The following is a 20,919-nucleotide window of genomic DNA, read 5'->3' on the forward strand; positions in this document are numbered from 1 at the left end:
GTTGTATCGCCAGATGCATTGCCGGGTAGCTAAGTTCGGAATCGATAACCGCTGAAAGCATCTAAGCGGGAAGCGAGCCTCAAGATGAGTTCTCACTAGACCTTTAAGGTCTCTAAAGGGCCGTCGAAGACTACGACGTTGATAGGCAGGGTGTGTAAGCGTTGTGAGGCGTTGAGCTAACCTGTACTAATGACCCGTGAGGCTTAACCATACAACACCCAAGTGGTTTTGTGCTGGATATCAAAGCCTTGTAAGAATTGAAGAGAATGACCGTCAGGTCGTCAGCTTATCCAAATTGTACGTTTTTTGTCTGGTGACAATAGCGCTGTGGCCCCACCCGATCCCATGCCGAACTCGGAAGTGAAACGCAGTTGCGCCGATGGTAGTGTGGGAGTTCCCATGTGAGAGTAGGTCATCGCCAGACGCCAATTTTGTTATTCGCTAAGGCGGGTAGCAGCACAGAATAGTGCGGAGTGGTAGTTCAGTTGGTTAGAATACCGGCCTGTCACGCCGGGGGTCGCGGGTTCGAGTCCCGTCCACTCCGCCATCTATTTGCAGAAAGCCTGAGTCGAAAGACTCAGGCTTTTTTGCATTTATGAAGTTCAATGAGTGGACGGTGCAGTGGTACGTGCGCCTTTGGTGCGAACAACACATCCTGTGTCATCCCCCAGGCTGCCATCCCTGGCAGCCGCTACGGGCCTGCGTCGCTGAAGAGGTTCGTACTTGGCATATTACGGCAACACCTCCCTGTGACGGTGCCCTGTCGGCGTCCTGCCTCCACTTCAGCGAACTGCGAAGCTGTGCTTCGGTTCCGCTTCACCCGCCATTATTTCGATAAACCCAGCCTAACGGCTGGGTTTTTTCGCATATCTACTCCCTGACGGGCTTTGCCCGTGGTCGCGTGGCTGGGCGCCCCCCTTGAGTCCCGGAAACGAACCCACTTAATGCACACAGTGTGAGACTGGGTGTCTTGGCAGATGGATTCAGGCTTTATGTCTTGTGTACTGAGAACCGAAATGTGGGGACAGTAAATGCTTTTATCCCAATAAGTTTGGTAGCTGATCCCGCGATAGCTAAGCTTGTTACAGTGTCAGTAATTGGAGGCGAAGATGTTGCCAATCACGCTTTATGGCCCCAGGACGGCTGTGACAACCTTTATGGTGGCCTTATGCTGCGAAGAGAAGGGCCTGGCATTCTGTCATGAGCCTGAGCTGCCTGCCTCGTTATTGCGTGAACTGGGCGAACGGCAGGGGCCGGTTTTACAGCATGAAGGAGAAACCCTTTGGGAGACGTTAGCGATCCTGTACTACATCAATGATGTCGCGCCTGGGCCGGATCTCCTCCCCAATGAGCCCTTGGCGCGAGCCAGAGTATTGCAGTGGGTATCCTTGTTTGTGAGGCTCTCCAAACGTGACGACTCTACATGGCTGACCCCTTTGCTTCAGGTATTACCGGATGATCTAACGCGTGGTGACTATTTAGTGGATGGCGCCCTCAGCGTTGCTGATCTGTGTTTGTTTTCCCTGTTAAGGGGACAGGAGGGTGAGGCACAGGAGAGGCTGGCAGGCTGGTATCGACTGATCGCAGAGCGTGGCAGCGTGGCTGCGACGTCGGCGGTGTTTTAGACAGCGTTTTGCGTCAATTGGAAAGGGCCAGGGTATACTGTCGGCAGACTTTATTGAGTGCCGAACATGCTGACAAAACTTCTTTTTACTCTATTGGTTATCGCGATTGTGGTGGCCTACCTTCGCAAGCGCTCTGCATCGCCATCTTCGCAACCGGTGAGGAATTTGCCGAATGCCTCACCCTGGCTCCTGGGCCTGGGAGGCCTTGTCCTGATCGGCATTCTGGGTTGGGCAGCCCATCGTATTTGGGATGGACAACAGCCGGTAGAGGTTCGAGTGATTGGCCAAAATGGTGAGTCGCAGATCTATATCGTCCGTCGGTCTCAGCTCAATAAACGTGAAATGGAGACCTTGGATGGCGCCAGGATCCGCTTGAGCGTCACGGACAGGATTGAGGTTCGACCCCGATAACAGAAAAAAACGCCCAAAAGGGCGTTTTTTTGTGTTTGTGACTTTGCGATATGCTGCTGCAAACCAAGACACCCCTGGTCAAATAGAGTTCTAAAAAGGCGGGAAATCGACTAACTATGAAGCGCTTGTTCTATTGGCCAGTTCTTCGGGGATCGCTGACACACAACTGGAACCTAAGTGAAATATTTCTGTCATTTCGTTTTGGCTTAATGCACTCGCCGCCCAGAGAGTGTGGCCAAACAAGGAAAACTTAGGGTTTTTACCATGAAAAAATTTGCTGCTGGCGCTTTGGCGCTGATGTCTATGTTCACCGCATCCAGCGCCATTGCTGGCGAAACCATCACTGTATCTGGTTCTAACTCTATGACCAGCCTGATGGAAGTTTTGGCTGAGACCTATGGCAAGAAGACAGGTCACTTTGTCGAAGTTCAGGGGCCTGGTTCCTCTGCCGGCATTCGCGCTGCCAACCAGGGTACTTCCCACATCGGCATGGCTTCTCGTGCCGTTGCGGACAGCGAAGTCGAAGCTGGCGTGAAGCGCATCGTGATGGCGAATGACGGCATCGCTATCGTTGTTCACCCTAACAATAAGGTTGGAAACCTGACCACAGAGCAGGTAGCCGCCATCTATCGTGGTGAGATCACGAACTGGGCCCAGGTCGGCGGTGAAAAAGCACCGATTGTTGCCGTGACCCGTGACACTGCATCCGGTACCCGCGCAGGTTTCGAAGACGTGTTGTCTTTGAAGCAGAAGATCAACGGTATGAAGGTTTCCGCCATCTCGCCTCGTGCCCAAGTGGCCAATGGTAACGGCATGGTGAAAACCACAGCGGGTCAAAACCCCCGCGCTATCGGCTACATCTCTTTGGGGACCGTCGATCAGTCAGTGAAGGCTCTGGACGTCAACGGCGTTGATGCCCTGGTAGCCAACGTACAAAACGGAAGCTACCCGGTAGCTCGCTCCTTTGTACTGATGACCGGTCCTAAGACCCCGGGTTACGCTCAGGAGTTTATCGATTGGATCCTGTCTGAAGAAGGTCAGGAAATCGTCGCCAAGAAAGGCTACGTACCGGCTAAATAAGCCAATCGCTGGCTAAATAAGCCAAGCGATTCTAGCGGGCTGCGGCAGGGGTGCTGCAGCCTGTTTGCGGGTTTCAAAGGGTTGTTAAGAATTTATGTCTGAAGTAAACGCAATGGTACAGGGTGAATTGACGCAGGCTGAGCTGAAAAGCTGCCGCCGCCGCGATTTCATCGAGCACGCGTTCCATGGGCTGTTTTTGCTCAGCGCCTTTATCGGGGTCGCCTCGGTAATTGTTATTGGTTTCTTTCTGGTGAAAGAGAGTGCCGCTTCCTTCCAGGAAGCCGGTGTGGGTGGCATGGTCTTTGGCATGCATTGGCTGCCGCCAGCCCTTTACGGCATTGCACCTATGATTGTTGGCTCGCTGCTGGCCACCGGTGTTGCCGTGGTGCTCGGTGTACCAGTCGGTGTATTGACCGCCATCTTCCTGGCCGAGATCGCCCCAGCACGCCTGGTCAGTATTATGCGACCAGCCATCGAACTGCTGGCAGGCATTCCCTCCGTGGTGTATGGCTTCTTTGGCCTGGTGGTGATTGTGCCACTGCTGGAGGATCTCTTCGGTATTCCGACGGGGGCGACGGTCCTGGCAGGCTCCATCGTTCTGGCCATTATGATCCTGCCGACGGTGATTGCCGTGTCCGAGACCTCCTTGCGTGCAGTACCTCGGCAGTATAAAGAGGGTTCTTTGGCCTTGGGGGCCTCCAAGATCTACACCATCTTCCATGTTCTCGTGCCCGCGGCCCGCTCTGGGATCCTGACCGGCGTGATCCTGGGGATCGCCCGTGCGGTCGGTGAGACCATGGCCATCATCATGGTAATGGGCAACACGCCAGCGATGCCTCAGGGGATCTTGGACTCAGCTCGGACTTTGACGGCAAACATCGCCCTGGAGATGTCCTACGCCACCGGTGTTCACGCCAGTGCCCTCTACGCCTCAGGCGTTGTACTGCTGATCTTTGTCATGCTCCTCAACGGGACCCTGATGTACCTGAACCGTGAGAAGGCCAAATAATATGTTCTCCAACGATAATCAAGATAAGATCCTGACCGGCCTGATCTGGTCCTCCGCCGTCCTCACCATGGGCTTTCTGATCTGGATCCTGTTCTACATCGTCAGCAACGGCATTGCCTACATCGACTGGAGCTTTATCACCGACAACTACACCCGTACCGGTGATGAAGAGGGGATCTGGCCGATGATCGTAGCGACCGTTTACATGGTGTTGCTGTCCATCGCCATTGCCGCGCCAATTGGCATCATGACGGCCATCTACCTGACGGAGTACGCAAAGCCGGGAAGTAAACTGGTTAAACTGATCCGTTTTTGTACCGAAGCACTGGCGGGGATCCCCTCCATTGTTTACGGCCTGTTTGGTATGACCTTCTTCGTTGTGGCGCTGGGCCTTGGATTCTCCATCCTGTCCGGCAGTCTGACCCTGGCTATTCTGATTTTGCCCGTGATAATTCGTACTACCGAAGAAGCGATCATCGCTGTTCCATTGTCCTACCGTGAAGCCTCCTTTGGTCTGGGTGCCTCGCGTCTGTACACCATCTGGCGGGTGATCCTGCCTGCTGCCATGCCGGGGATCGTGACCTCACTGATCCTCTCCATCGGCCGGATCGTCGGGGAATCTGCCCCGGTATTCCTGACCGCCGGTATGGTTGCACGGATCCCTGAATCGGTCTTTGACTCCGGCCGTACCCTGACGGTGCACCTGTATATGCTGACCACCGAACTCTACACCCAACATGACTGGAATATGGCGTTTGCTACTGCCACGGTCCTGGTGCTGGTGGTGCTGACGATCAACCTCGTCACCAAGTTCATCTCTAACAAATTCAGTAAAGCGACTTACTAAACAGACTTTTGCGGTATATGACAATGAACACTTTTGAAATCAAAGATCTGGACCTTTACTACGGCGAGAACAAGGCGCTGAAATCCATTGAACTGGCGATCCCGCAGAAGCAGGTGACCGCCTTTATCGGCCCATCCGGCTGTGGTAAGTCCACTTTACTGCGTACCTTGAACCGCATGAACGATCTGATCGCCGGCGTGCGCATCGATGGCAGCGTGAAGATGGACGGTGCTGACATCTACGCCGATGTCGATGTCCGTAAACTGCGCATGCGTTGCGGCATGGTGTTCCAGAAGGCGAACCCCTTCCCCATGAGCATCTACGAGAACGTGGCCTACGGTCAGAAGGCCCAGGGCGTGAAAGATAAGAAAACCCTGGATCAGATCGTCGAGCAGGCGCTGCGCCGAGCGGCGCTGTGGGATGAGGTGAAAGACCGCCTGAACTCCCACGCCTTTGGCCTGTCCGGCGGCCAGCAGCAGCGCTTGTGTATTGCCCGTACCATCGCCATGAAGCCCGATGTGATCCTGATGGATGAGCCGACCTCAGCGCTGGATCCTATCGCCACCGCCCGTATCGAGGAGCTGATGGAAGATCTGCGCAAGGAGTTTACCGTGGTGATCGTCACCCACTCCATGGCTCAGGCCCGTCGTATCGCCGACAAGACCGCCTTCTTCCTGATGGGCGAACTGGTGGAGCACGGCGACACCGAGCAGATCTTCACTGCGCCCAAAGACAAACGTACCCACGGTTACATTACCGGGGACTTCGGTTAAACCCACCCGCAAGAAAGTCAAAGCGCCCTTCGGGGCGCTTTTTTTGGCATATTAAAAGTGTTTTATATTAGTTATTTAGCTGGTCTTGTTCTTGGCTGCTGTCTACTTTTTGTCTACGATGCCATCATTGCGATCTGCACCGTTGTGGGCAAGTAATACTCGGAGTCATGGTTATCAGGAAGAGCAGGCCACGACGAGCCAACGGGCAGCTAACGCCCCACACCAGCCGTTCAGAAGCTCAGCGGTAACGCCTAAAAAGCGGCGGAGCGTTGCGCCACCAGGGCCGCTTGCGGTCTATCCTTATTTGTTATGCCTCATCGCCCAATGAGCACTGTAGTTTTCTGATGAATGCTCTACCATTTTTATCGTACGGCAATACTACTTTTATATCTGTATGAACTGTTGGGTCAGATATGTCATCAAAGATTTCTTGGATAAGTTCTATGATGTTTTCTATATCATCATGCCCAAATTTCAAGTTCAAAGACTTAGCGCCCATCAATGTTCTTAGGTCGTTATGGGCCAGTAACTTCTGCCGCCACTGTTTTATACCTGTTGACTCATAAAGTTCATTAAGTTTGCTAAGTTTGTCATCCAACTCTGGACAGTCACACTGTGTTACTATGCGGTCCAGCGATAGGTTTTTGTTCTTTCCTGTTTCAGCTGGATCTAATAAACAAGCGATGCTTAAGCATAGTTTTTCTATATACGCCTTTTGTATACGTGAGAAAACCAATGAATTAAACTCGTTTAAAACATCTACTGATTCTTGAAACGTGAATAATTCACTATACAACGTTAAATCAGTACACAAACTAACAAAATAGCTTTTCAGCACTTTCAATTCTTTTGGATTAACTTTGGAACGATCAAAGTCAACTCTATGCGGCAAAGGTAAATTGTTAGCCTTACAATATTCGTCAATTGACGCGTAAACTGAAACGCCAGATTTATCATCTTCTGTCAAAACTTACTCCAATAGGCATAACAGTGGTGTTATCGCGCCTGTTAGTACCTTTGTTGTCGCATTAACACCGTTGAAAGTGCTTCCAACGTAGCAATCGATCTCCTCTTAATCAATCGCTTAGGTGTCGATTGAGACTATCCATTGGGTGAAACAGAGAATCCATCCGGTAAAAGTGCGCCAGCCCCAGCGAACGGCCGCTGTTGGCGCCGACGTGGGCATAGCCAGCAAGTTACGCAACGTCTTTGCAGACAGGCATCCAGATGGCAGCAATCGCCCTTGTCGGTCGTTTCGGCTTAAAATGGCTTTGACCTACTAAACACCCTGAGCCGTTCGAACTCCCACCGAACGGCAATGCGCAAAGCCCGCCGTTTAGCGGGCTTTTGTAGTTGACCGAACTCAGAAGGCGTTACTCTGGTTATCGTACGCCTTGGCTTCGCGTTGCTCCTTTTGACGCCGCTGCTCTGCTTTGGTGGCAGCGTAGTTCTTAGGGTGGGTAAAGGTCAAATAGGTGGTGGTGTCGGGCCACCCACGGCTGACTTCCAACTCAACCCCATCTTTTAACCGCCAACTGTAAGTTACCTCCCCCAAGCCAGGGTTGCCACTGCTGCGGTCAGGTTGACCGTATTTGCGTGCAACAAAGTTTTTTACCTCAACCACTAATTGGGTTTTCATGAAGCCTGGAAAAGTATAACGCGCGAACGATAGCCCGCTGTCGTCGACGGTGTACTCAAGGTAGAGCTCGGATGAACCTTTGAGGATCGCTGCGCTGTTGTAGGTGTCACCCCATTTTTGACTGTCTTCCTGTTTGACTGTTGCACCTGCCTGCTTGGTGGCTTTACGCATGCTGGCTCGGTTGGTGACCATCAGCTTTTCGCCGAACAGCTCCGTGGTGAATTGAGCTTCCGCTTTGGCTTTTGCGATCTTGGCCTCTAGGGTTGTCAGGTTTGATTTCGCTTTAGCATAACCCTGCTCCGCGGCCTTTCGGTACCAGGCGACGGCGTCGGTGTCGCTTTGTGCCACCCCCGTGCCGTTTTCATACATCCAGCCCAGGTTGGTTTGTGCATATACCTCACCCTGCTCGGCGGCCTTGCGGTACCAGGCAACGGCGTCGGAGTCGCTTTGTGCCACCCCCGTGCCGTTTTCATACATCACACCCAGGTTGGTTTGTGCGTCAGCATAACCCTGCTCGGCGGCCTTGCGGTACCAGGCGACGGCGTCGGTGTCGCTTTGTGCCACCCCACGGCCGTTTCGGTACATCACACCCAGGTTGAATTGCGCCCTGACATCGCCCTGCTCGGCTAACTGAATAGTTTCTGTCTGATCATCAGTCAGTTCTTCTTGAGCGAAGGTGGGCAAGGAGAAGAGCAGAGCAACTACTAACGGGCAAAGTAACTTTTTGATTTCCATATCATAAACTCACAATCGGGTTTTCCTCATTATAGGTTGATGATCCATGAGATGGAACCAAGTGTTTAACATCATTAATAATGGAGGAATTGTTGGCGCAATCTCAAAGGGCCTGTTATTGCGCCAATCCAAGGAAGGCCTACTCGTCTGATTGTAGGGTTCAAGGTGTCATCGCAATTGAAACAACGATTGGGTTCTCTTGGAACCAAAGTCGACGCTTGCCGTAAGATCTGCTAGGAAGGCGGCTTTTGCAGTTGAGCGGTGACTCCTTGCGCCCCAAAGCGGTCATTGAGAAAGGCATGATAAAGCCGCAGTAATGACCCTCAAAACGGTTTTGAGCATATGCTCATTGCCGAGAGGTCGAATTACTGCGGCACAATCATCATATCGACTGACGCTTTCTGACTCAATTGCGAAACCTGAATGCACCTCAATCTCAAACGTGGCACTTCCCGCCCCATTCCGGCCGTTCAACGATGTAAATCTAAGGCATCGCTGCCAATCATAATCGTGGGGGTCTATCTAAGTTGAAGCAGGGCAGTCCAACCATTCGCCAGGGATCCAACAGTTATGAATTAAAGTTTCGAATTACTTTGTAAGTTATTCGGCTGTTTGTCGCATCAATAATCTCAAATAAGGCACCTTTGTATCCTGCGATATTATCGCCGTCAGACAGGTCGACCGTGAAGTCAGATGTAAATGCGGGGCGAGCCATCCCATCTGTAAACTCTCGATATGTAAATCTGAGGATATCACCAGAACGTCCATTGTACTCGATGACTTGTTGGAGGCTGTTGTCGGCTTGAATGAAGTGCTCAGCAATTTCTTCGATCATGATCTCGTCGCGAGAATAACAGCTCATAAATGCGGCGCAAACTTCACCTTTTTGGGGATTGTAAGTGATTGGAGTATCGCCAGCATCTTGTCCATATCCGTTTTTTACTTTGGCTTCCGCATTACCTGTCGGACGGTACTTCCCATCGGAACTTTTTACAAATATCCCGGCTTTAATTCGTGATGCAGCACCATTTGCACTTCCCAGACGTAGTGCTTTATTTGAATAACCTAGTGCTTGACGAACTAGCTGATCGCCAAGATAGGCAGTTACCTCAGTGTTCAATTCGGGAATGGACACATTTGTATAGGTTGGTTGATTTAGTGAAGAAGTACTGGCGCAACCAGCTAGTACAGAGATGACAGAAAAAACAACAAGTACTTTATTAAGCATTTCTAATCCTTGAATACTTTTAGAGTGATTGAAACATCATAAAACGATCGCTATACACCGTACACAATTTGATTATTGAAGCCCAGCTACGTTGAGGCATCGAAGGTTCAAGGGGGCACTCAAGGGCTGGTTTTGGCGCCATAGCGGTCATACCCGCCCATTGAATTGCATGGCCTTTCACTGATAGGCTAGCTCCAGTTCAACCAATTGTAAATTAGAATGAAATCTACGTTTTTAGCCTTGTGGCTGATGGCTCTACCGGCCCTGACATTTGCTGATGTAGTTAAACTCTCTCGATCTGGGATTTGCCACGATAACCTTAGCCCTTCCTATAACCATACCAAAAATTACGAGCCATATTTTGATTTGCAAAGTTGCCTGGATGCTGGTGGCCGTCTTCCTGCTAATCGTACCCAGCGGCCACGATCTGCATCGAATAATACCAACGCTTACGACCGCAGTGCCTTCCGCCATTGGAATGGTTCATGCCCGAATACTCGTCATGAGATCTTACTGGCACAATCAACTGCTGTTAACACAACCTTTACCAACGACAACCAATGCACAGTGGATAGAGGAAAGTGGTTGGATGTTTATTCTGGAAAAACCCACTACGTAGCAAGGGATCTGGATGTCGATCATGTTGTTCCTCTCGCGTACTCATGGGACCGAGGCAGTAAGCATTGGGATGCGCAGAAGCGAGAGCGTTTTGCCAATGATAACGCCAATCTGGTGATTACCATAGCCGCACTGAACAGGCAGAAAGGCGCCCAAGGACCAGCCGAGTGGCTGCCACCACGCAAAGAGTTTCGGTGTCAGTATTTGCTGCGCTTTGACAGAGTGATGAAGACTTACGGCTTGCAGTATAAAGCTTGGGAAGAACCCCAAATAGCAGCGGCTAAGGCAAGGTATTGCAGTCTGTGATTGGGTTCTTTACGAGTAGTGAAGTGCTGTACTTAAATTCGAATTGGTAGTCGGTGTATCCATTCCCCCCCTATTAGTAAGGGGGGGCAAAGTCGGTTTCGGAGCTATGTGGCTCGCTGAGTGGTGTTGAGTCTGCTCCGCCAGAGGCCAAAGGCCAAGAACCAAAGCAACAGCCGGGGCAGATGCCCCGGCTGTTCTGTATCTGATGCTGGGCCATCCTGGCCTGCTCAGTCGATGATGGATGACTTGGGTATGGGGATGGGTTCCTGGCCGAGGGTGATCCGGGTGTGGTGCATCGCTTCTTCGTGGGTGTCTTTCTTAATATGGGGACTGTGCCGAATATGGGTGCACTCGTAGCACTTGCCACCATAGAGCGCGTCCACACTGCAGCCGCAGTCGTAACACACGTAACAATTGAGGGTTGAACTAGCCATACTGAGCCTCCTTGCTGGGTATCGCTGTGGTTGACCTCAGGGCAAGGGTAATCGCACTTTTTGTGTGGGCATACTGGACGAAAGTCTTAGGAGCAGAGCGGTCTGGCAGGGAGTGGGTGGGCCGTTCCTCCGAACGGGCAGTGGTGGGGCGTTAGCTGAGGGGGTCCGCGCGGCCCTGGAGAAGGGGGTTTTTCAACGCACGGGTAAGCGAGTGTGTGAGCAAACGAAGTTTAATTAGCATCCAAGTAGATCCAGAGCATGGCAAGGCTCCAGGCGGTGGCGCATAACAGTACGTCGCTCAGGTCGTAGAGTTCCATGGCTCAATCCTCGAAGCGCAGGTTAATTTCATTTTCGTACTGACGACGAAGCTCGAACATCTTGTGATAGCGGGCGCGGCACTTGATATACACTTGGTCGTTTTTAATTTCACACGCCATTTCAGCCAGCAGACGGCAGAACATGCTCAGGTCTTTGTATTCCATGACCAGTTGCTTATTGTTCAAAGTGTGGGGCAGTGGAAAGTTCTTGTTTTCTACAACGTCCTTATTTAAAGCAAACATGATGAACTCCGGTATATTTAGGTTGTATATATAGTTTAGGTCAGTAGTGATATATATCCATTGAGTTTCGGATTGTTTTGATCGCATTTTGATCTAATAACTTTAGTTAACGTTATTAAGGGTGTTTGGTGTTATTTTCTTTTATATATCTCTTTTGTTTTGTCTCCTTATATGCGCCGCTTCGCTGCAGCTTTCGCTGTGCGGCGCTTATAAGGAGACTGAAGCAATAGGCAAGTTGATCTCCGGTCGTTTAATTTGCTGGTCGGTTGGTGTGGTTAATGTCGGAGAACCGTTTGGTGCTTGTTGGGGTAAACAGCCCACGTACTTGGTGAGTTCGCCTTTCTGCAGTTGGATCACGCAGTCGGAGAACTGGACGACCTGGACCCCGAAGAAGCCAAGGTCTTTTGAGGTGAGCGGATAGGTGCCGGTGGCGGTGACCACTTCGAACAGAACGGTGCGCTCCAGATGACGGCCACGCACTTCACTGAAGCCGGTGGTGTAGATCGCCTGATAGGGATGAAGCGGATAGAAGGGATCTACACCATCAGCAGCCCCAGCGCTCGAAGCAGTAGGCGCAGCAGAATTGCGCCGATCAGGAAGGCCAGCACGATCCGACTGGCTTTGCCCAGTAGGGACCACACCGGGCGCAGCAGCCGCTTCAATCCCTGGGCTAAGGGTTTCAGGTGTGGCCGTAGCGTCGTCTGGATCTGCAACCAGCAGACTATAAAACATTCGTACAATCGCAATAATGCCCACCGCAATGCCCAGCAAAGCGAAGAGAAACTTCGGATTTTTAAGAATGGATGCGGAGGCTCCGCTGTCGGTGATCTGGCCGGTTCCGGTGGACGAGTAGAGAAGATGGACATGGATAGGCACCTTGAGCTGATAAACCAAGTCTTGCTTGGTGGGGTTGGCGACGGTGAGGGTCGGGTGATGCTCGAAGATCCGGGGGCGGCGCTTGAACACCACCAGGGAATCCTTGGAGCGGTGTTGTCGGGCGATCTCGCCCACGCCCTTAACCTCGGTGGGGATCTGTTTGAAGTCCGGGGTACAGAGCACCAGATCCCAGTTGTATTTACGGTGACGCATACATGCGCCGTTGAAGTCGAAGGGGTAGAGCAGTCGGCCCTGTTCGTCGAACTGGGTGCGGCCCGTGTCATCCACTTCCCCATCGTCCAGTTGCTCCACGGGTTGCCAGCGCGAATAGAACAGTTCGGCGTGGTTGTCTGGCAGGTCTGGCAGAAACTCCTCGATGGGCCGGTGCGGGTAGTTGGCCATCTTGAAGCCGGTGGCGGTGCCGAACACATCCTGGACTTCATCGAGCAGGACGAAGGCCCCGATGGGCAGCCAGTTGTACCAGTTGCGCCACAGCTCTATGCCGGTGGTGTTGCGGGAGCTGATCCGAACGAGGCGGGTGGAGTCGGGAAACTTCTTGTTGAGCCGCTTCTCGATGACGTGGAGGGGCTGCATCCCTTCGACGTTGGTGTAGACGATGCGCCCGGACTCCAGGGCGGGAAGCAGATCGAACCAGACGGCGGCGGCGGTTTTGTAGCTGCCGGCGGGGCCGTAACGAAAGGTAATGGCCATATCACCACCCCATGAAGGTCAGGACAAAACGGGTTGCCAGTGCATCCATGACGATGCGCAGACAGTCGGGGATGGCGTAGGCGTGAGCCAGGGCGCGCAGATCGCTGGGCAGGGCGTTGAAGGCGCTGGAGACCACGGCGTAGGCGTCGAAGTTGCCAAGCAGCTCTTGGCCGATGGCGTAGGCAAACTCCAGGGCGGCGATCTGGATCTTGAACCAGAGCAGGATCCCCCAGGTGCCGAGCGTCACCAATGCATCCTCGATGATCTGGGGCAGGTAGGTGAAAAACTCCTTTACGGTGGCGAACCACTCACCGATCCAGGCGAAGAAGTCGATCAGGAAATCCATGGTCAGTTCCTCCTGAAGATGATGAAGACCGCCAACAGGGTGGCGAGGAAAAGAAAGATGATGGAGAGGTAGCTGGCCTGCTCCATAAACAGGTTGATGCCGCTGGGGACGGTGACGCCTTTTACTACGAAGCTGTTATCCGGCACTGAGCCGCCACTGAGATTGAGGCTGGAGCCAAAGAACGCGCCTTTGATCTGCTGGTAGGTGTCGGACAGGGTGGTTTTGGCGTCCTGAAGTTGCTGTGCTAATTGCGCCTGGCGCTCGCTGCCGAACAGTTCGGAGTAGGTCCATGGCGAGCTGCCCGGACTGAACCCGGCACTGCCTTCTCCATCGCCATCGCCGTTGCCACCGCCATCGCCGTTACCGTTAGTTGAGCCGCTGCCGGTGCCAAGTCCTTCCTGCAAAGTGGTGTTGATGGCGTCGAGCTTCTGCCCCAGGACATAGGTGCTGTTGTTCTGGGCGCTGCCCACCGACACGATGTTGGAGCGGAGGATCTCGGTCATCTGGGTTTGATGTTTAACGGCCTTGTTATGCAGTTCGGCTTTCTCGGTACGTTCCTCCAGGGAGGTGTTTTCCACCGACTTGATGATGTTGCCGAGCTGGCAGTCGGCGTCACCCGGTACACAAGGCTCTAGCGGTTGCACTTGTTCGGTGGGAGCGTCGGCCAGTACCTCTGGGGTGGTGGAGATCACTTCGTCGCTGGTGGGATCCGGCTCGGTGACGGCGGCTTCACAGGAGATAGACTGGGTGCCTGCGGCGTTGGTGCTGAAGGTACAGGTGGTGTGATCGGCATCCGGTAAGCCCCAGTTGTCACCGGGACCTTGGCCACAGGTGCCGCCCAGGCTGACGCCGTTGAGGAAGCTGTTACCGTTTGGTGCGCCGGTCCAGACAGGTTGCAGGGCCGGATCGATGCTGTAGGCGCACTTGCCGTCACAGTAGATCCCGCCTTCATCGCCAATCATGCGGCCATCGACCATCACATCGGTCTGGGTTCCGGCCACAGAGCAGGGAACGGGAACACACTGCAGGGGATCGCCAATCTTGTATTTGAAGTAGCCGTCTTCGCACTCGCTTAAGAGGGTAAAGCAGAGATCATCTTTTGGCCCGATGACGTACTTCGGATGGGCCTGAGGTGGACAAACTGCGACATTGGGGCCATCGGTGGCGCTTACGATGAATGCATTCTTGCTCCAATTATTAGAGCCGTCACAGTAGAACATGCCGTATTGAATCAAGGCGGAATCAGGGCCGGATGATGTCACATGGGCGTCGTAATAGAATCCGTTGTCGGCGCAGTGTGCGTTTATGTAGCCGGGCCATGTTGATTTTACTTCTTGCTTCGCATGTTCAAGGCAGCTTTTGATGATGGCACCGATGCTATCACTGCTTTGGGCGGAGTCACTCAGGCTATCAAAGTACAGGGATTGGGATGTGCACTTATACAACTTTGATGGAGAAAAGTCGGCCGGAACTGAATCTTCACTTGCGTGTGCTACAGAGAACATCGTCAGTAGGGCAATCCTGAAAACGATGTGCATAATTTGTCCCTTATCCATAGAAAAAAGGGCGGCGGAGCCGCCCCCTCCGGGTTAGCTGTCAATGACACTGGACGCCCGAGACGAAGCCATTGACGAACACCAAGACAAAGGCGCAGGCAAACAGCAGCGCGTCGTAGGGCGCCAGTGACAACAGCATTAACGGCGCAGCCAGCTAACCAGCGCGCCCACGCCGAAGGTGAGGGCGGCTAGGCCAATCACACCAGCGACAACCAGGGTCACGTTGGCTTGGCCTTCGGTGGTGGCGGTGCCGATCTGGGTGGAGTAGTCAGCAGCTAACGCGGCGCCGGAGACGAAGGTGCCAGAGACAACAGTGGCGGCTTTCTTGAGGGTGGAAACGTACTTTTTCATAGTGGTAAGTCCTTTTAGGTTGTGTTGCTTAGGTTATTTGCCGAGCCAACGCACAATGCGCCCGGCCATGTGTCCCGTGATGAACGAAAGCAACAGAACGCCCGTCACGGTGTTGAACACCTCTTGGTCAAAGTCCGAGCCGCTACTTAACATCGCGTAGTCGGTTGAGGACTGGATGACGTAATCGGTACACAGCTCAGGGGTGTCTCCTGTCATCAGGATCTGCCCGGTCTGAGCGTCGTAGGTCACGCAGGTTGCCATGTCAGCGGTCCATCGGCAGGAAGTGGCGGGTGGACTCCCGGTACTTGCGCCGCAGCACTAACCCGGCGAGCAGCAGGGCCTGCAGCCATCCCAGAACGGTCAACATGGCGATGCCTCCTTACGACTTGGGAACGTTGAAGGCGGTGACGATGTTGCGATCCGGTTTTTTCGGATCGGGGCTCAGTTCCAGGTCGAGATACATGGGCAGCTCCACCTCGTTCTGAAAGCGGCCCAGCAGTTTCATATCCGGGGCCATGTTGATCTCGGTGGGGGCCATACCGGCCACCTGAATGTTGTGGTTCTCGTTGACATAGGAATCTGCCGGGATCAGGTAGGTGACGTTGGCAAACTCGTAGGGTTTGGCAGAGCCGGATTTGGTGGACACGCCTTTACCAATCTTGGCGGCAATAACCAGGGCATTGATGGTCGACATAGCAGCTTCTCCTTAAGCAGGGTTTGGGGTAAATCCGTTCGGTTGATAGCGCGGCGGGGGCGGCGGGATAGGCCCCATCATCCGCAGCGGGATATCGTCGTCTTGCAGGTGAGCGGTCAGGCGCTCGATGATCGCTTCCGGTGCCATGCCGATCTGCTTCATCAGGTTGAGCACCCGGCCAACCTGTTTCGCGCCATGCTCAACGGCTTTGGCAAAGTTGATTTGTGTGGTGCGTCGAATGGTCTCGATGCGGTGTTGGATCTGACTGAGGAAGCCCATGCAGGGATAGGCCCCGGCAAAGTAGTCGGTGGGGTTGAGCAGGACTTCCAGGGGGATCACCCGGTCCTGATCGCGCAGCTCCAGTTCATGGCGTACCCAGGCGGAGGAGGTCACGCCCAGTTGCTTGCCCTTTTCGTAGGCGCGGTAGAGCTTGCCGGAGGTACGGGAGCCAACGTAGAAGGAGCGGCCCAAGTCCGGGGTGAACTTGTAGCGGGGCAGACCGGCAGCAATGGCGGCTTTGTTGGCCCCGGTGCTCTCCATGTGGCCGGACTCGATGTAGGTGTAGCGGGGAGGGCGGTTGGAGAGCATAAAGCCCTCGCCCTGTGCCTGCTCTCTGGCCCAGTCGATGGAGCGTTGGCCGGTGTGGTCGTCGTGGGCAATGTCGACACGGGTGATCTTGATACCGGGGATCCCTTTTAAGATCTGGTACAGCTCTGCCATGTTGATGGACTGACAGCCGGTGCCGGTGAGGGAGACCATGCATCCGAGGTTGGTGCCGCCCCAGCAGATCAAGCCAGCCAGCGATCCGCCAATCTTGAGGTTGGCGCTGTGGGGATATTGGAAGCGGCCCTTGTCGTTTTTGTGGATGCTCCACTGGGCATCGTAGTTGGTGGTCAGCCCTTCGTTGATATGGCCGATGAAGTGGTCGATATCGCCCCGGCACACGGAGTCGATCAGGTCATAGCCCAGGTGTTCACACAGTCCTTCCAGGGCTTCGTGATAAGGCAGACCCTTGGGCGTGAGGTTGGCGACTTCTAGTTGGTCGGCCAGCTCTTGGTGGGCCAGTTTGTCGATCCCTTTGTGGTACTGGCTGTCCCAGTGACGTTGGCAGGAGGGGGACTCGAATTCGCGCCGGTCCTTGGGTGAGCGGATGGTGACGCCGACCCGAGCCAGTGCCTTGATCTGATAGAGTGCCTCGGGACTCCAAGTGACGGTGAGGTAGTCGATGATGGTTTGCGGCAGCACTTGGCGAACGCGGCGATGGGTACGCAGTTTCATGAGTGGCCTCCCTGGTGGAAGGCACCGGATTGGTAGAGTTCGGTCCAGTTGTCGTCGGTGACTTCCATCAGCGTGAACTCTTGGCCGTACAGCTCTGTGCAGTAGGCTTCGAGTTCAAACACGCTGGAGAACATGTGGGTATCGCCGCGCAGCATGACGGAGATATCGCCCCAGGGTTCTTGTTGGAAGTAGACGGTTAACATGATGACGCCTTAGCCCAGCTTGACCGAATAGCCGATCTGAGAGGCGGCTTCATCGAACAGGGCAAGCATGTTGATGAAGGTGCGCTCTTTGGCTTTGGTCTTGGCTTTGATGGGCAGTTGGCCCCGGTAAACCTGAGCTTCAACCGCACGGTTGGTCAGGCCCACGCGCTTGGCGTATTCCTCGATTGTGAGGAAGGGAGTATCTATTTGAATTGATAGGGGTGTAGCCATGGTGTTAGCCTCAGTTGGTTAGTGTCCATACTCTTACAACTGAACGGTTCGTTTGGGCGAACCGTACGCCATTGAAGGTAGTTCGTCGTGACGAACCATGTCAACGCTCTAAGTAAAAAAATTCGAGAAATTCGGGAGGCCGAGGGGATCTCTCAACCTGTTTTTTCTGAAAAAACAGGTATTTCTATTAGTTCGCTAAAAAAAATTGAAGCGGGTTATACAGGAGTAGGTAGTGAAACCCTGGTGAAGCTAACTAACCACCCCGATTACGAGAAATACACGCTTTGGCTAATGACGGGTAAGGTCGCACCAGAAGTCGGTCAGATCAGTCCCGATATAGAGCGCGACGGAGGTATGGACTCCGAAACGGAGTCCTTGGCGGGGTAGTCGCCTACAGGGCCATCAAGCAATGGCTGAAAGGGAAGTAGCGCAGGTTTAGGGCGAATCAGTGATAGGTTCGCCCTTTTGAGTCATGTAGAGCCTAAATCAGGTGCGCCGTAGGCGTCACCTGGATTTTCTTGTTAAGCGCCTAGACTTGAGTCGTATCAGGAACATCATAGATATTATCTGTTATCTCACTCATAAGCCTGTGATCAAGCAGAACATTTATGATAGTGCCCGCTGTAGTTTCACAAGGAATTATAGTGTTGTTTGATGGGTCAAAGTTAATACCCCAATTTCTTGTAGTATTTACTCTTTGCAGAGTAGGAATGAAGCTTGGTCTGCTGTAAATACCTTTTTCTTCGATAACAGCCATGCGCCTCAACTGTATAGAATTTGTGCCAACATATTCGATGATAGGAGTTATGTCAGAAAATAAGCCACTAAATGCTGGGGTTTGTTGGAGCTGCGTAAATGCTTGAACATATGCAGTTCTATGTTGCATAGCGGACTCAAATCCGCGCTTATTAGCGATGAAAACAGTATTGTTAATGACATAGAAGTCAAAATTTTTCTCTATGGAAAAGCTATTGTCCTCAACCCCAGATAACTCACCATTTGAAAAAATCATATTGATGTATTTTTTGGGATATGATGTTTTCCATGTAGAGGTGGATCGTTTTACTGCATAAACAGTAGTTCCGTCTGAGGTAAATTTAACTACATATCCCTTTGCACCTTTCAGGTCTTTTGCATCTGTAATTCTATGCTCACTCTCAAGCCGATCCACCAGAGCTTTCAGTTGTGGAAAATCTGTACTTGTAGGGTCTATAGACAGGCAGCTATTCTCATTTGTCTGAGATATGTAAGTATAATGTGTATGCTCAGTGATTCTTTCAATCTCTGTTGCAATGAAATTCTTTAACTGTGTGTTTAGGCCGTCTTCAGCTTGAACATAAAATGTTCTGAAGCGTGCCGCACTGCTACTGTCTTTGAAAACCCACAAATGTGGTGTTGAATTTGCAAAATCAAATGATTTTAAAGATTGAAAATCAGCTGTCATTAGTTTTCTCGTGCAATGTAAAAATCTTGTATCGTTTGGACTTTATAATTACCAGGAGTTAAATGGCCCTTTTTTAAAATCCTTACATCTCTAGACTGTCCGTTGATATTGATCTTTGCCTCGTACAACCTCCAGCCAAACATTAACAAAAGTGGGTTCATAATGATCTGCCCAGACTTGTATGTTATCGCAAACATCCAAAGTAAAAAAACTGCAAACCCTAAGAGTTTTTCTGGTGCTTCGTAACTTATCCCCATAAATGAAACGACATATGGAAATACATAATTGATAATGTCGTTTGATATTGTTTTAGAACTTTCTACCTGCGCATCAAACGGGAATGATATTTTCTTCAAGGAAAAATTAGATACAACTACAGATATGCAAGTAACAACAATAAATATGATTGATAAATACGGACTATTAAATGGGTTAAATAAGCAATTGTCTATATCAGAGAAATCACAGAATGATTTGTCCCACCATGACATAGGAATATCTTGCACTGCGAGGATCAAAGCCAGTGGCAAGTATGAGCCAATAAAAATTATAAAGGCAGATAGAACTCTAAATTGCATTTTCTATTACCACTTTGATGTACTCCAAAATGCTGATGGTTGGTAGCGCTTAACGCCGCATTAAGGTGTGAGCTGCGCTCGGCTATACTTGAGCGAAGCGAAAATGCCGAGCGTTGCGAATCACTCTTAAATGCTTTGTTATATTTTTGAACCCCAGTCTTTGACAATACGATCTTTGAAGATTGCTGTCTTTGAGCTTTTACCTAGATACTCGATGACGCCAACTAGTTCTTTTGAAAAGTCGATATGAATAGGTTGTTCAATTGGCTTTGGCATAAAGTACGTAACTTCAGCGGCTCTCATTTTTAACTTCATATCGGCACAATGTAAAAATGCGTCATCAAAATTCAAAGTCAGCTTTCTTTCACCAAAATCAGTTTCAGTTCCTCTACCTAACCTTTCTTCAAGTTGAAGAAGTGAGTATTTCTCTGATTTAGAAATGTCTTCGATAAAAGTCATGTCGTTGCGCATATTAAGTTGGAAGTTACCACTAGATATATCGATTTCAGTGTTTTCCTTAACCCAATTACCATCAATACTTGGCGAGAATGAGACAATTCTTGCTGCTGGTATTGCATGCATATTTATCACGACTTCTCTAATTAAAGGCGTACCATCATCTAATTCCCAATCTGTGTCATTCTGTTCACGCACGATTAGAAGCTCGACTTTATTATTATGTGCTTTGGCTTTTGCACCGGACTGGTAACCTGTTTTAGTCGCAAATATTGGCTTTAAATCAGGTATATCTCGGATTTTACCTAGAAGAGCGTCAATTTTCTCTATGCTTACTTTGGATGCATAATCCTTACACTCAATAACTGTTTTATATGTAATTCCAGCTAGTTCATATTCCCAATAAAGGTCAAACTCACGTAAGATGCCAAAGTTGTCTTTGATCTTTTTGTTCTGCTCAATTTGAATATTTCGCAACTCAGTCCATTGCTCAGACTCGAACAGTGCCTTTTGCAGAGAAGCTACAAACTCCTCATATTCTCTACCATTATTACTCAATACTGCCTCCAAACTTGAACAAAAATATAACAGTGTATTAGTGCGACCTTGCAAGCTTCTCCTACCTTGTAAGGTTGGAGGGGCATATGTACAGACAAAACAGGAAGTACCGCAAAAATATCGTTTCTGCTGCTCGGGCGAAACTGCGCAAGGCGGAGGGTGGTGTCGGTAGTGAAGCATCCATTGCTGAAACATGTCTCCCTAGGTTGCGCCGAGTCATAGAAATTACGGATTACGATACAGGTAAGCCGATACATCATCGTATCGAACTGCATCGAACGGACCGGATCGACTGCTATGATGTTTACATTGATGGTCACTTTTTACCAACGACTTAGGTAACAGCGTATTAAATGGAGCCGGGTTTTGGAA

General features: G+C 51.4%; 26 protein-coding genes, 1 tRNA gene and 2 rRNA genes. 12 read left to right on the top strand and 17 right to left on the bottom strand.

Annotated features, from left to right (window positions below; genetic code table 11):
* The 9 genes from AC2D8U_RS15840 to pstB form a co-directional block, all read left to right on the top strand.
* A 23S ribosomal RNA gene (locus tag AC2D8U_RS15840) occupies positions 1-211 on the top strand; the annotation flags it as partial.
* A gap of 98 nt (positions 212-309) precedes the next feature.
* Positions 310-424, top strand: a 5S ribosomal RNA gene (rrf, locus tag AC2D8U_RS15845).
* 46 nt (positions 425-470) lie between these two features.
* Positions 471-547: transfer RNA gene (locus AC2D8U_RS15850), tRNA-Asp, on the top strand.
* 562 nt (positions 548-1,109) lie between these two features.
* Positions 1,110-1,625 carry a glutathione S-transferase family protein gene (locus AC2D8U_RS15855; protein WP_484620047.1) on the top strand — a complete coding sequence of 172 codons (516 nt, stop codon included), beginning with the start codon at positions 1,110-1,112 and terminating at the stop codon, positions 1,623-1,625.
* A 66-nt stretch (positions 1,626-1,691) separates the two neighbouring features.
* Positions 1,692-2,036 (top strand): hypothetical protein, encoded by a 345-nt coding sequence (locus AC2D8U_RS15860; RefSeq protein ID WP_484620048.1) that lies wholly within the window; start codon positions 1,692-1,694, stop codon positions 2,034-2,036.
* A gap of 264 nt (positions 2,037-2,300) precedes the next feature.
* On the top strand, positions 2,301-3,116 hold the full coding sequence (locus AC2D8U_RS15865; protein ID WP_484620049.1) for a phosphate ABC transporter substrate-binding protein: 816 nt from the start codon (positions 2,301-2,303) through the stop codon (positions 3,114-3,116).
* Between the two features lie 94 nt (positions 3,117-3,210).
* Positions 3,211-4,125 (top strand): phosphate ABC transporter permease subunit PstC, encoded by a 915-nt coding sequence (pstC, locus tag AC2D8U_RS15870; protein ID WP_484620050.1) that lies wholly within the window; start codon positions 3,211-3,213, stop codon positions 4,123-4,125.
* 1 nt (position 4,126) lies between these two features.
* Positions 4,127-4,972 (top strand): phosphate ABC transporter permease PstA, encoded by an 846-nt coding sequence (gene pstA, locus AC2D8U_RS15875; RefSeq protein ID WP_484620051.1) that lies wholly within the window; start codon positions 4,127-4,129, stop codon positions 4,970-4,972.
* A gap of 23 nt (positions 4,973-4,995) precedes the next feature.
* Positions 4,996-5,745, top strand: coding sequence for a phosphate ABC transporter ATP-binding protein PstB (pstB, locus tag AC2D8U_RS15880; protein WP_484620052.1), 750 nt, complete (start codon positions 4,996-4,998; stop codon positions 5,743-5,745).
* Between the two features lie 307 nt (positions 5,746-6,052).
* Here the strand turns inward: pstB and AC2D8U_RS15885 are convergent, their stop codons facing one another.
* From AC2D8U_RS15885 to AC2D8U_RS15895, 3 genes are all read right to left on the bottom strand, one after another.
* On the bottom strand, positions 6,053-6,712 hold the full coding sequence (locus AC2D8U_RS15885; RefSeq protein WP_484620053.1) for an AbiU2 domain-containing protein: 660 nt from the start codon (positions 6,710-6,712) through the stop codon (positions 6,053-6,055).
* Positions 6,713-7,108: 396 nt separating this feature from the next.
* Positions 7,109-8,119, bottom strand: a complete 1,011-nt coding sequence (locus AC2D8U_RS15890; protein WP_484620054.1) for a tetratricopeptide repeat protein — start codon at positions 8,117-8,119, stop codon at positions 7,109-7,111.
* A gap of 568 nt (positions 8,120-8,687) precedes the next feature.
* Positions 8,688-9,347 carry a hypothetical protein gene (locus tag AC2D8U_RS15895; protein ID WP_484620055.1) on the bottom strand — a complete coding sequence of 220 codons (660 nt, stop codon included), beginning with the start codon at positions 9,345-9,347 and terminating at the stop codon, positions 8,688-8,690.
* 219 nt (positions 9,348-9,566) lie between these two features.
* Between AC2D8U_RS15895 and AC2D8U_RS15900 the strand changes: the two genes are divergently transcribed.
* Positions 9,567-10,271, top strand: coding sequence for an HNH endonuclease family protein (locus tag AC2D8U_RS15900; protein ID WP_484620056.1), 705 nt, complete (start codon positions 9,567-9,569; stop codon positions 10,269-10,271).
* Between the two features lie 227 nt (positions 10,272-10,498).
* Here the strand turns inward: AC2D8U_RS15900 and AC2D8U_RS15905 are convergent, their stop codons facing one another.
* The 11 genes from AC2D8U_RS15905 to AC2D8U_RS15955 all read right to left on the bottom strand — a co-directional run bounded on the left by AC2D8U_RS15905 (position 10,499) and on the right by AC2D8U_RS15955 (position 17,511).
* Positions 10,499-10,705, bottom strand: coding sequence for a hypothetical protein (locus tag AC2D8U_RS15905; RefSeq protein WP_484620057.1), 207 nt, complete (start codon positions 10,703-10,705; stop codon positions 10,499-10,501).
* 320 nt (positions 10,706-11,025) lie between these two features.
* Positions 11,026-11,265, bottom strand: coding sequence for a hypothetical protein (locus tag AC2D8U_RS15910; protein WP_484620058.1), 240 nt, complete (start codon positions 11,263-11,265; stop codon positions 11,026-11,028).
* Positions 11,266-11,472: 207 nt separating this feature from the next.
* The gene (locus AC2D8U_RS15915) at positions 11,473-12,852 is read right to left on the bottom strand and encodes a zonular occludens toxin domain-containing protein (RefSeq protein ID WP_484620059.1); all 1,380 of its coding nucleotides are present in this window, start codon (positions 12,850-12,852) and stop codon (positions 11,473-11,475) included.
* A 1-nt stretch (position 12,853) separates the two neighbouring features.
* Positions 12,854-13,198 carry a DUF2523 family protein gene (locus AC2D8U_RS15920; protein WP_484620060.1) on the bottom strand — a complete coding sequence of 115 codons (345 nt, stop codon included), beginning with the start codon at positions 13,196-13,198 and terminating at the stop codon, positions 12,854-12,856.
* A 2-nt stretch (positions 13,199-13,200) separates the two neighbouring features.
* Entirely contained in the window at positions 13,201-14,460 is a 1,260-nt protein-coding gene (locus tag AC2D8U_RS15925) for a hypothetical protein (protein WP_484620061.1), read from the bottom strand.
* 432 nt (positions 14,461-14,892) lie between these two features.
* The gene (locus AC2D8U_RS15930; protein ID WP_484620062.1) at positions 14,893-15,105 is read right to left on the bottom strand and encodes a hypothetical protein; all 213 of its coding nucleotides are present in this window, start codon (positions 15,103-15,105) and stop codon (positions 14,893-14,895) included.
* A gap of 33 nt (positions 15,106-15,138) precedes the next feature.
* Positions 15,139-15,366, bottom strand: a complete 228-nt coding sequence (locus AC2D8U_RS15935; protein ID WP_484620063.1) for a hypothetical protein — start codon at positions 15,364-15,366, stop codon at positions 15,139-15,141.
* A 118-nt stretch (positions 15,367-15,484) separates the two neighbouring features.
* Positions 15,485-15,799, bottom strand: coding sequence for a hypothetical protein (locus tag AC2D8U_RS15940; RefSeq protein WP_484620064.1), 315 nt, complete (start codon positions 15,797-15,799; stop codon positions 15,485-15,487).
* Positions 15,800-15,811: 12 nt separating this feature from the next.
* Positions 15,812-17,077 (bottom strand): replication initiation factor domain-containing protein, encoded by a 1,266-nt coding sequence (locus tag AC2D8U_RS15945; RefSeq protein WP_484620065.1) that lies wholly within the window; start codon positions 17,075-17,077, stop codon positions 15,812-15,814.
* Entirely contained in the window at positions 17,074-17,280 is a 207-nt protein-coding gene (locus tag AC2D8U_RS15950; RefSeq protein ID WP_484620066.1) for a hypothetical protein, read from the bottom strand. The genes AC2D8U_RS15945 and AC2D8U_RS15950 overlap by 4 nt, the downstream gene beginning before the upstream one ends.
* Before the next feature lie 9 nt (positions 17,281-17,289).
* Positions 17,290-17,511 (bottom strand): DNA-binding protein, encoded by a 222-nt coding sequence (locus AC2D8U_RS15955; protein WP_484620067.1) that lies wholly within the window; start codon positions 17,509-17,511, stop codon positions 17,290-17,292.
* 87 nt (positions 17,512-17,598) lie between these two features.
* Between AC2D8U_RS15955 and AC2D8U_RS15960 the strand changes: the two genes are divergently transcribed.
* Positions 17,599-17,898: a helix-turn-helix domain-containing protein gene (locus tag AC2D8U_RS15960; protein WP_484620068.1), complete on the top strand. Its 300-nt coding sequence runs from the start codon at positions 17,599-17,601 to the stop codon at positions 17,896-17,898.
* A 142-nt stretch (positions 17,899-18,040) separates the two neighbouring features.
* Here AC2D8U_RS15960 and AC2D8U_RS15965 read toward each other — a convergent pair whose 3' ends face one another.
* From AC2D8U_RS15965 to AC2D8U_RS15975, 3 genes are all read right to left on the bottom strand, one after another.
* On the bottom strand, positions 18,041-18,955 hold the full coding sequence (locus tag AC2D8U_RS15965; RefSeq protein ID WP_484620069.1) for a DUF4868 domain-containing protein: 915 nt from the start codon (positions 18,953-18,955) through the stop codon (positions 18,041-18,043).
* Positions 18,955-19,533, bottom strand: a complete 579-nt coding sequence (locus AC2D8U_RS15970) for a hypothetical protein (protein WP_484620070.1) — start codon at positions 19,531-19,533, stop codon at positions 18,955-18,957. Before AC2D8U_RS15970 ends, AC2D8U_RS15965 begins: the two co-directional genes overlap by 1 nt.
* Positions 19,534-19,671: 138 nt before the next feature.
* Entirely contained in the window at positions 19,672-20,547 is an 876-nt protein-coding gene (locus AC2D8U_RS15975; RefSeq protein WP_372244089.1) for a restriction endonuclease, read from the bottom strand.
* Between the two features lie 86 nt (positions 20,548-20,633).
* On the opposite strand from AC2D8U_RS15975, the gene AC2D8U_RS15980 reads away from it, so the two are divergent.
* On the top strand, positions 20,634-20,885 hold the full coding sequence (locus tag AC2D8U_RS15980) for a hypothetical protein (protein WP_484620071.1): 252 nt from the start codon (positions 20,634-20,636) through the stop codon (positions 20,883-20,885).
* Positions 20,886-20,919: the final 34 nt, after the last annotated feature.

It is taken from the genome of Ferrimonas sp. YIN67 (assembly GCF_057219095.1).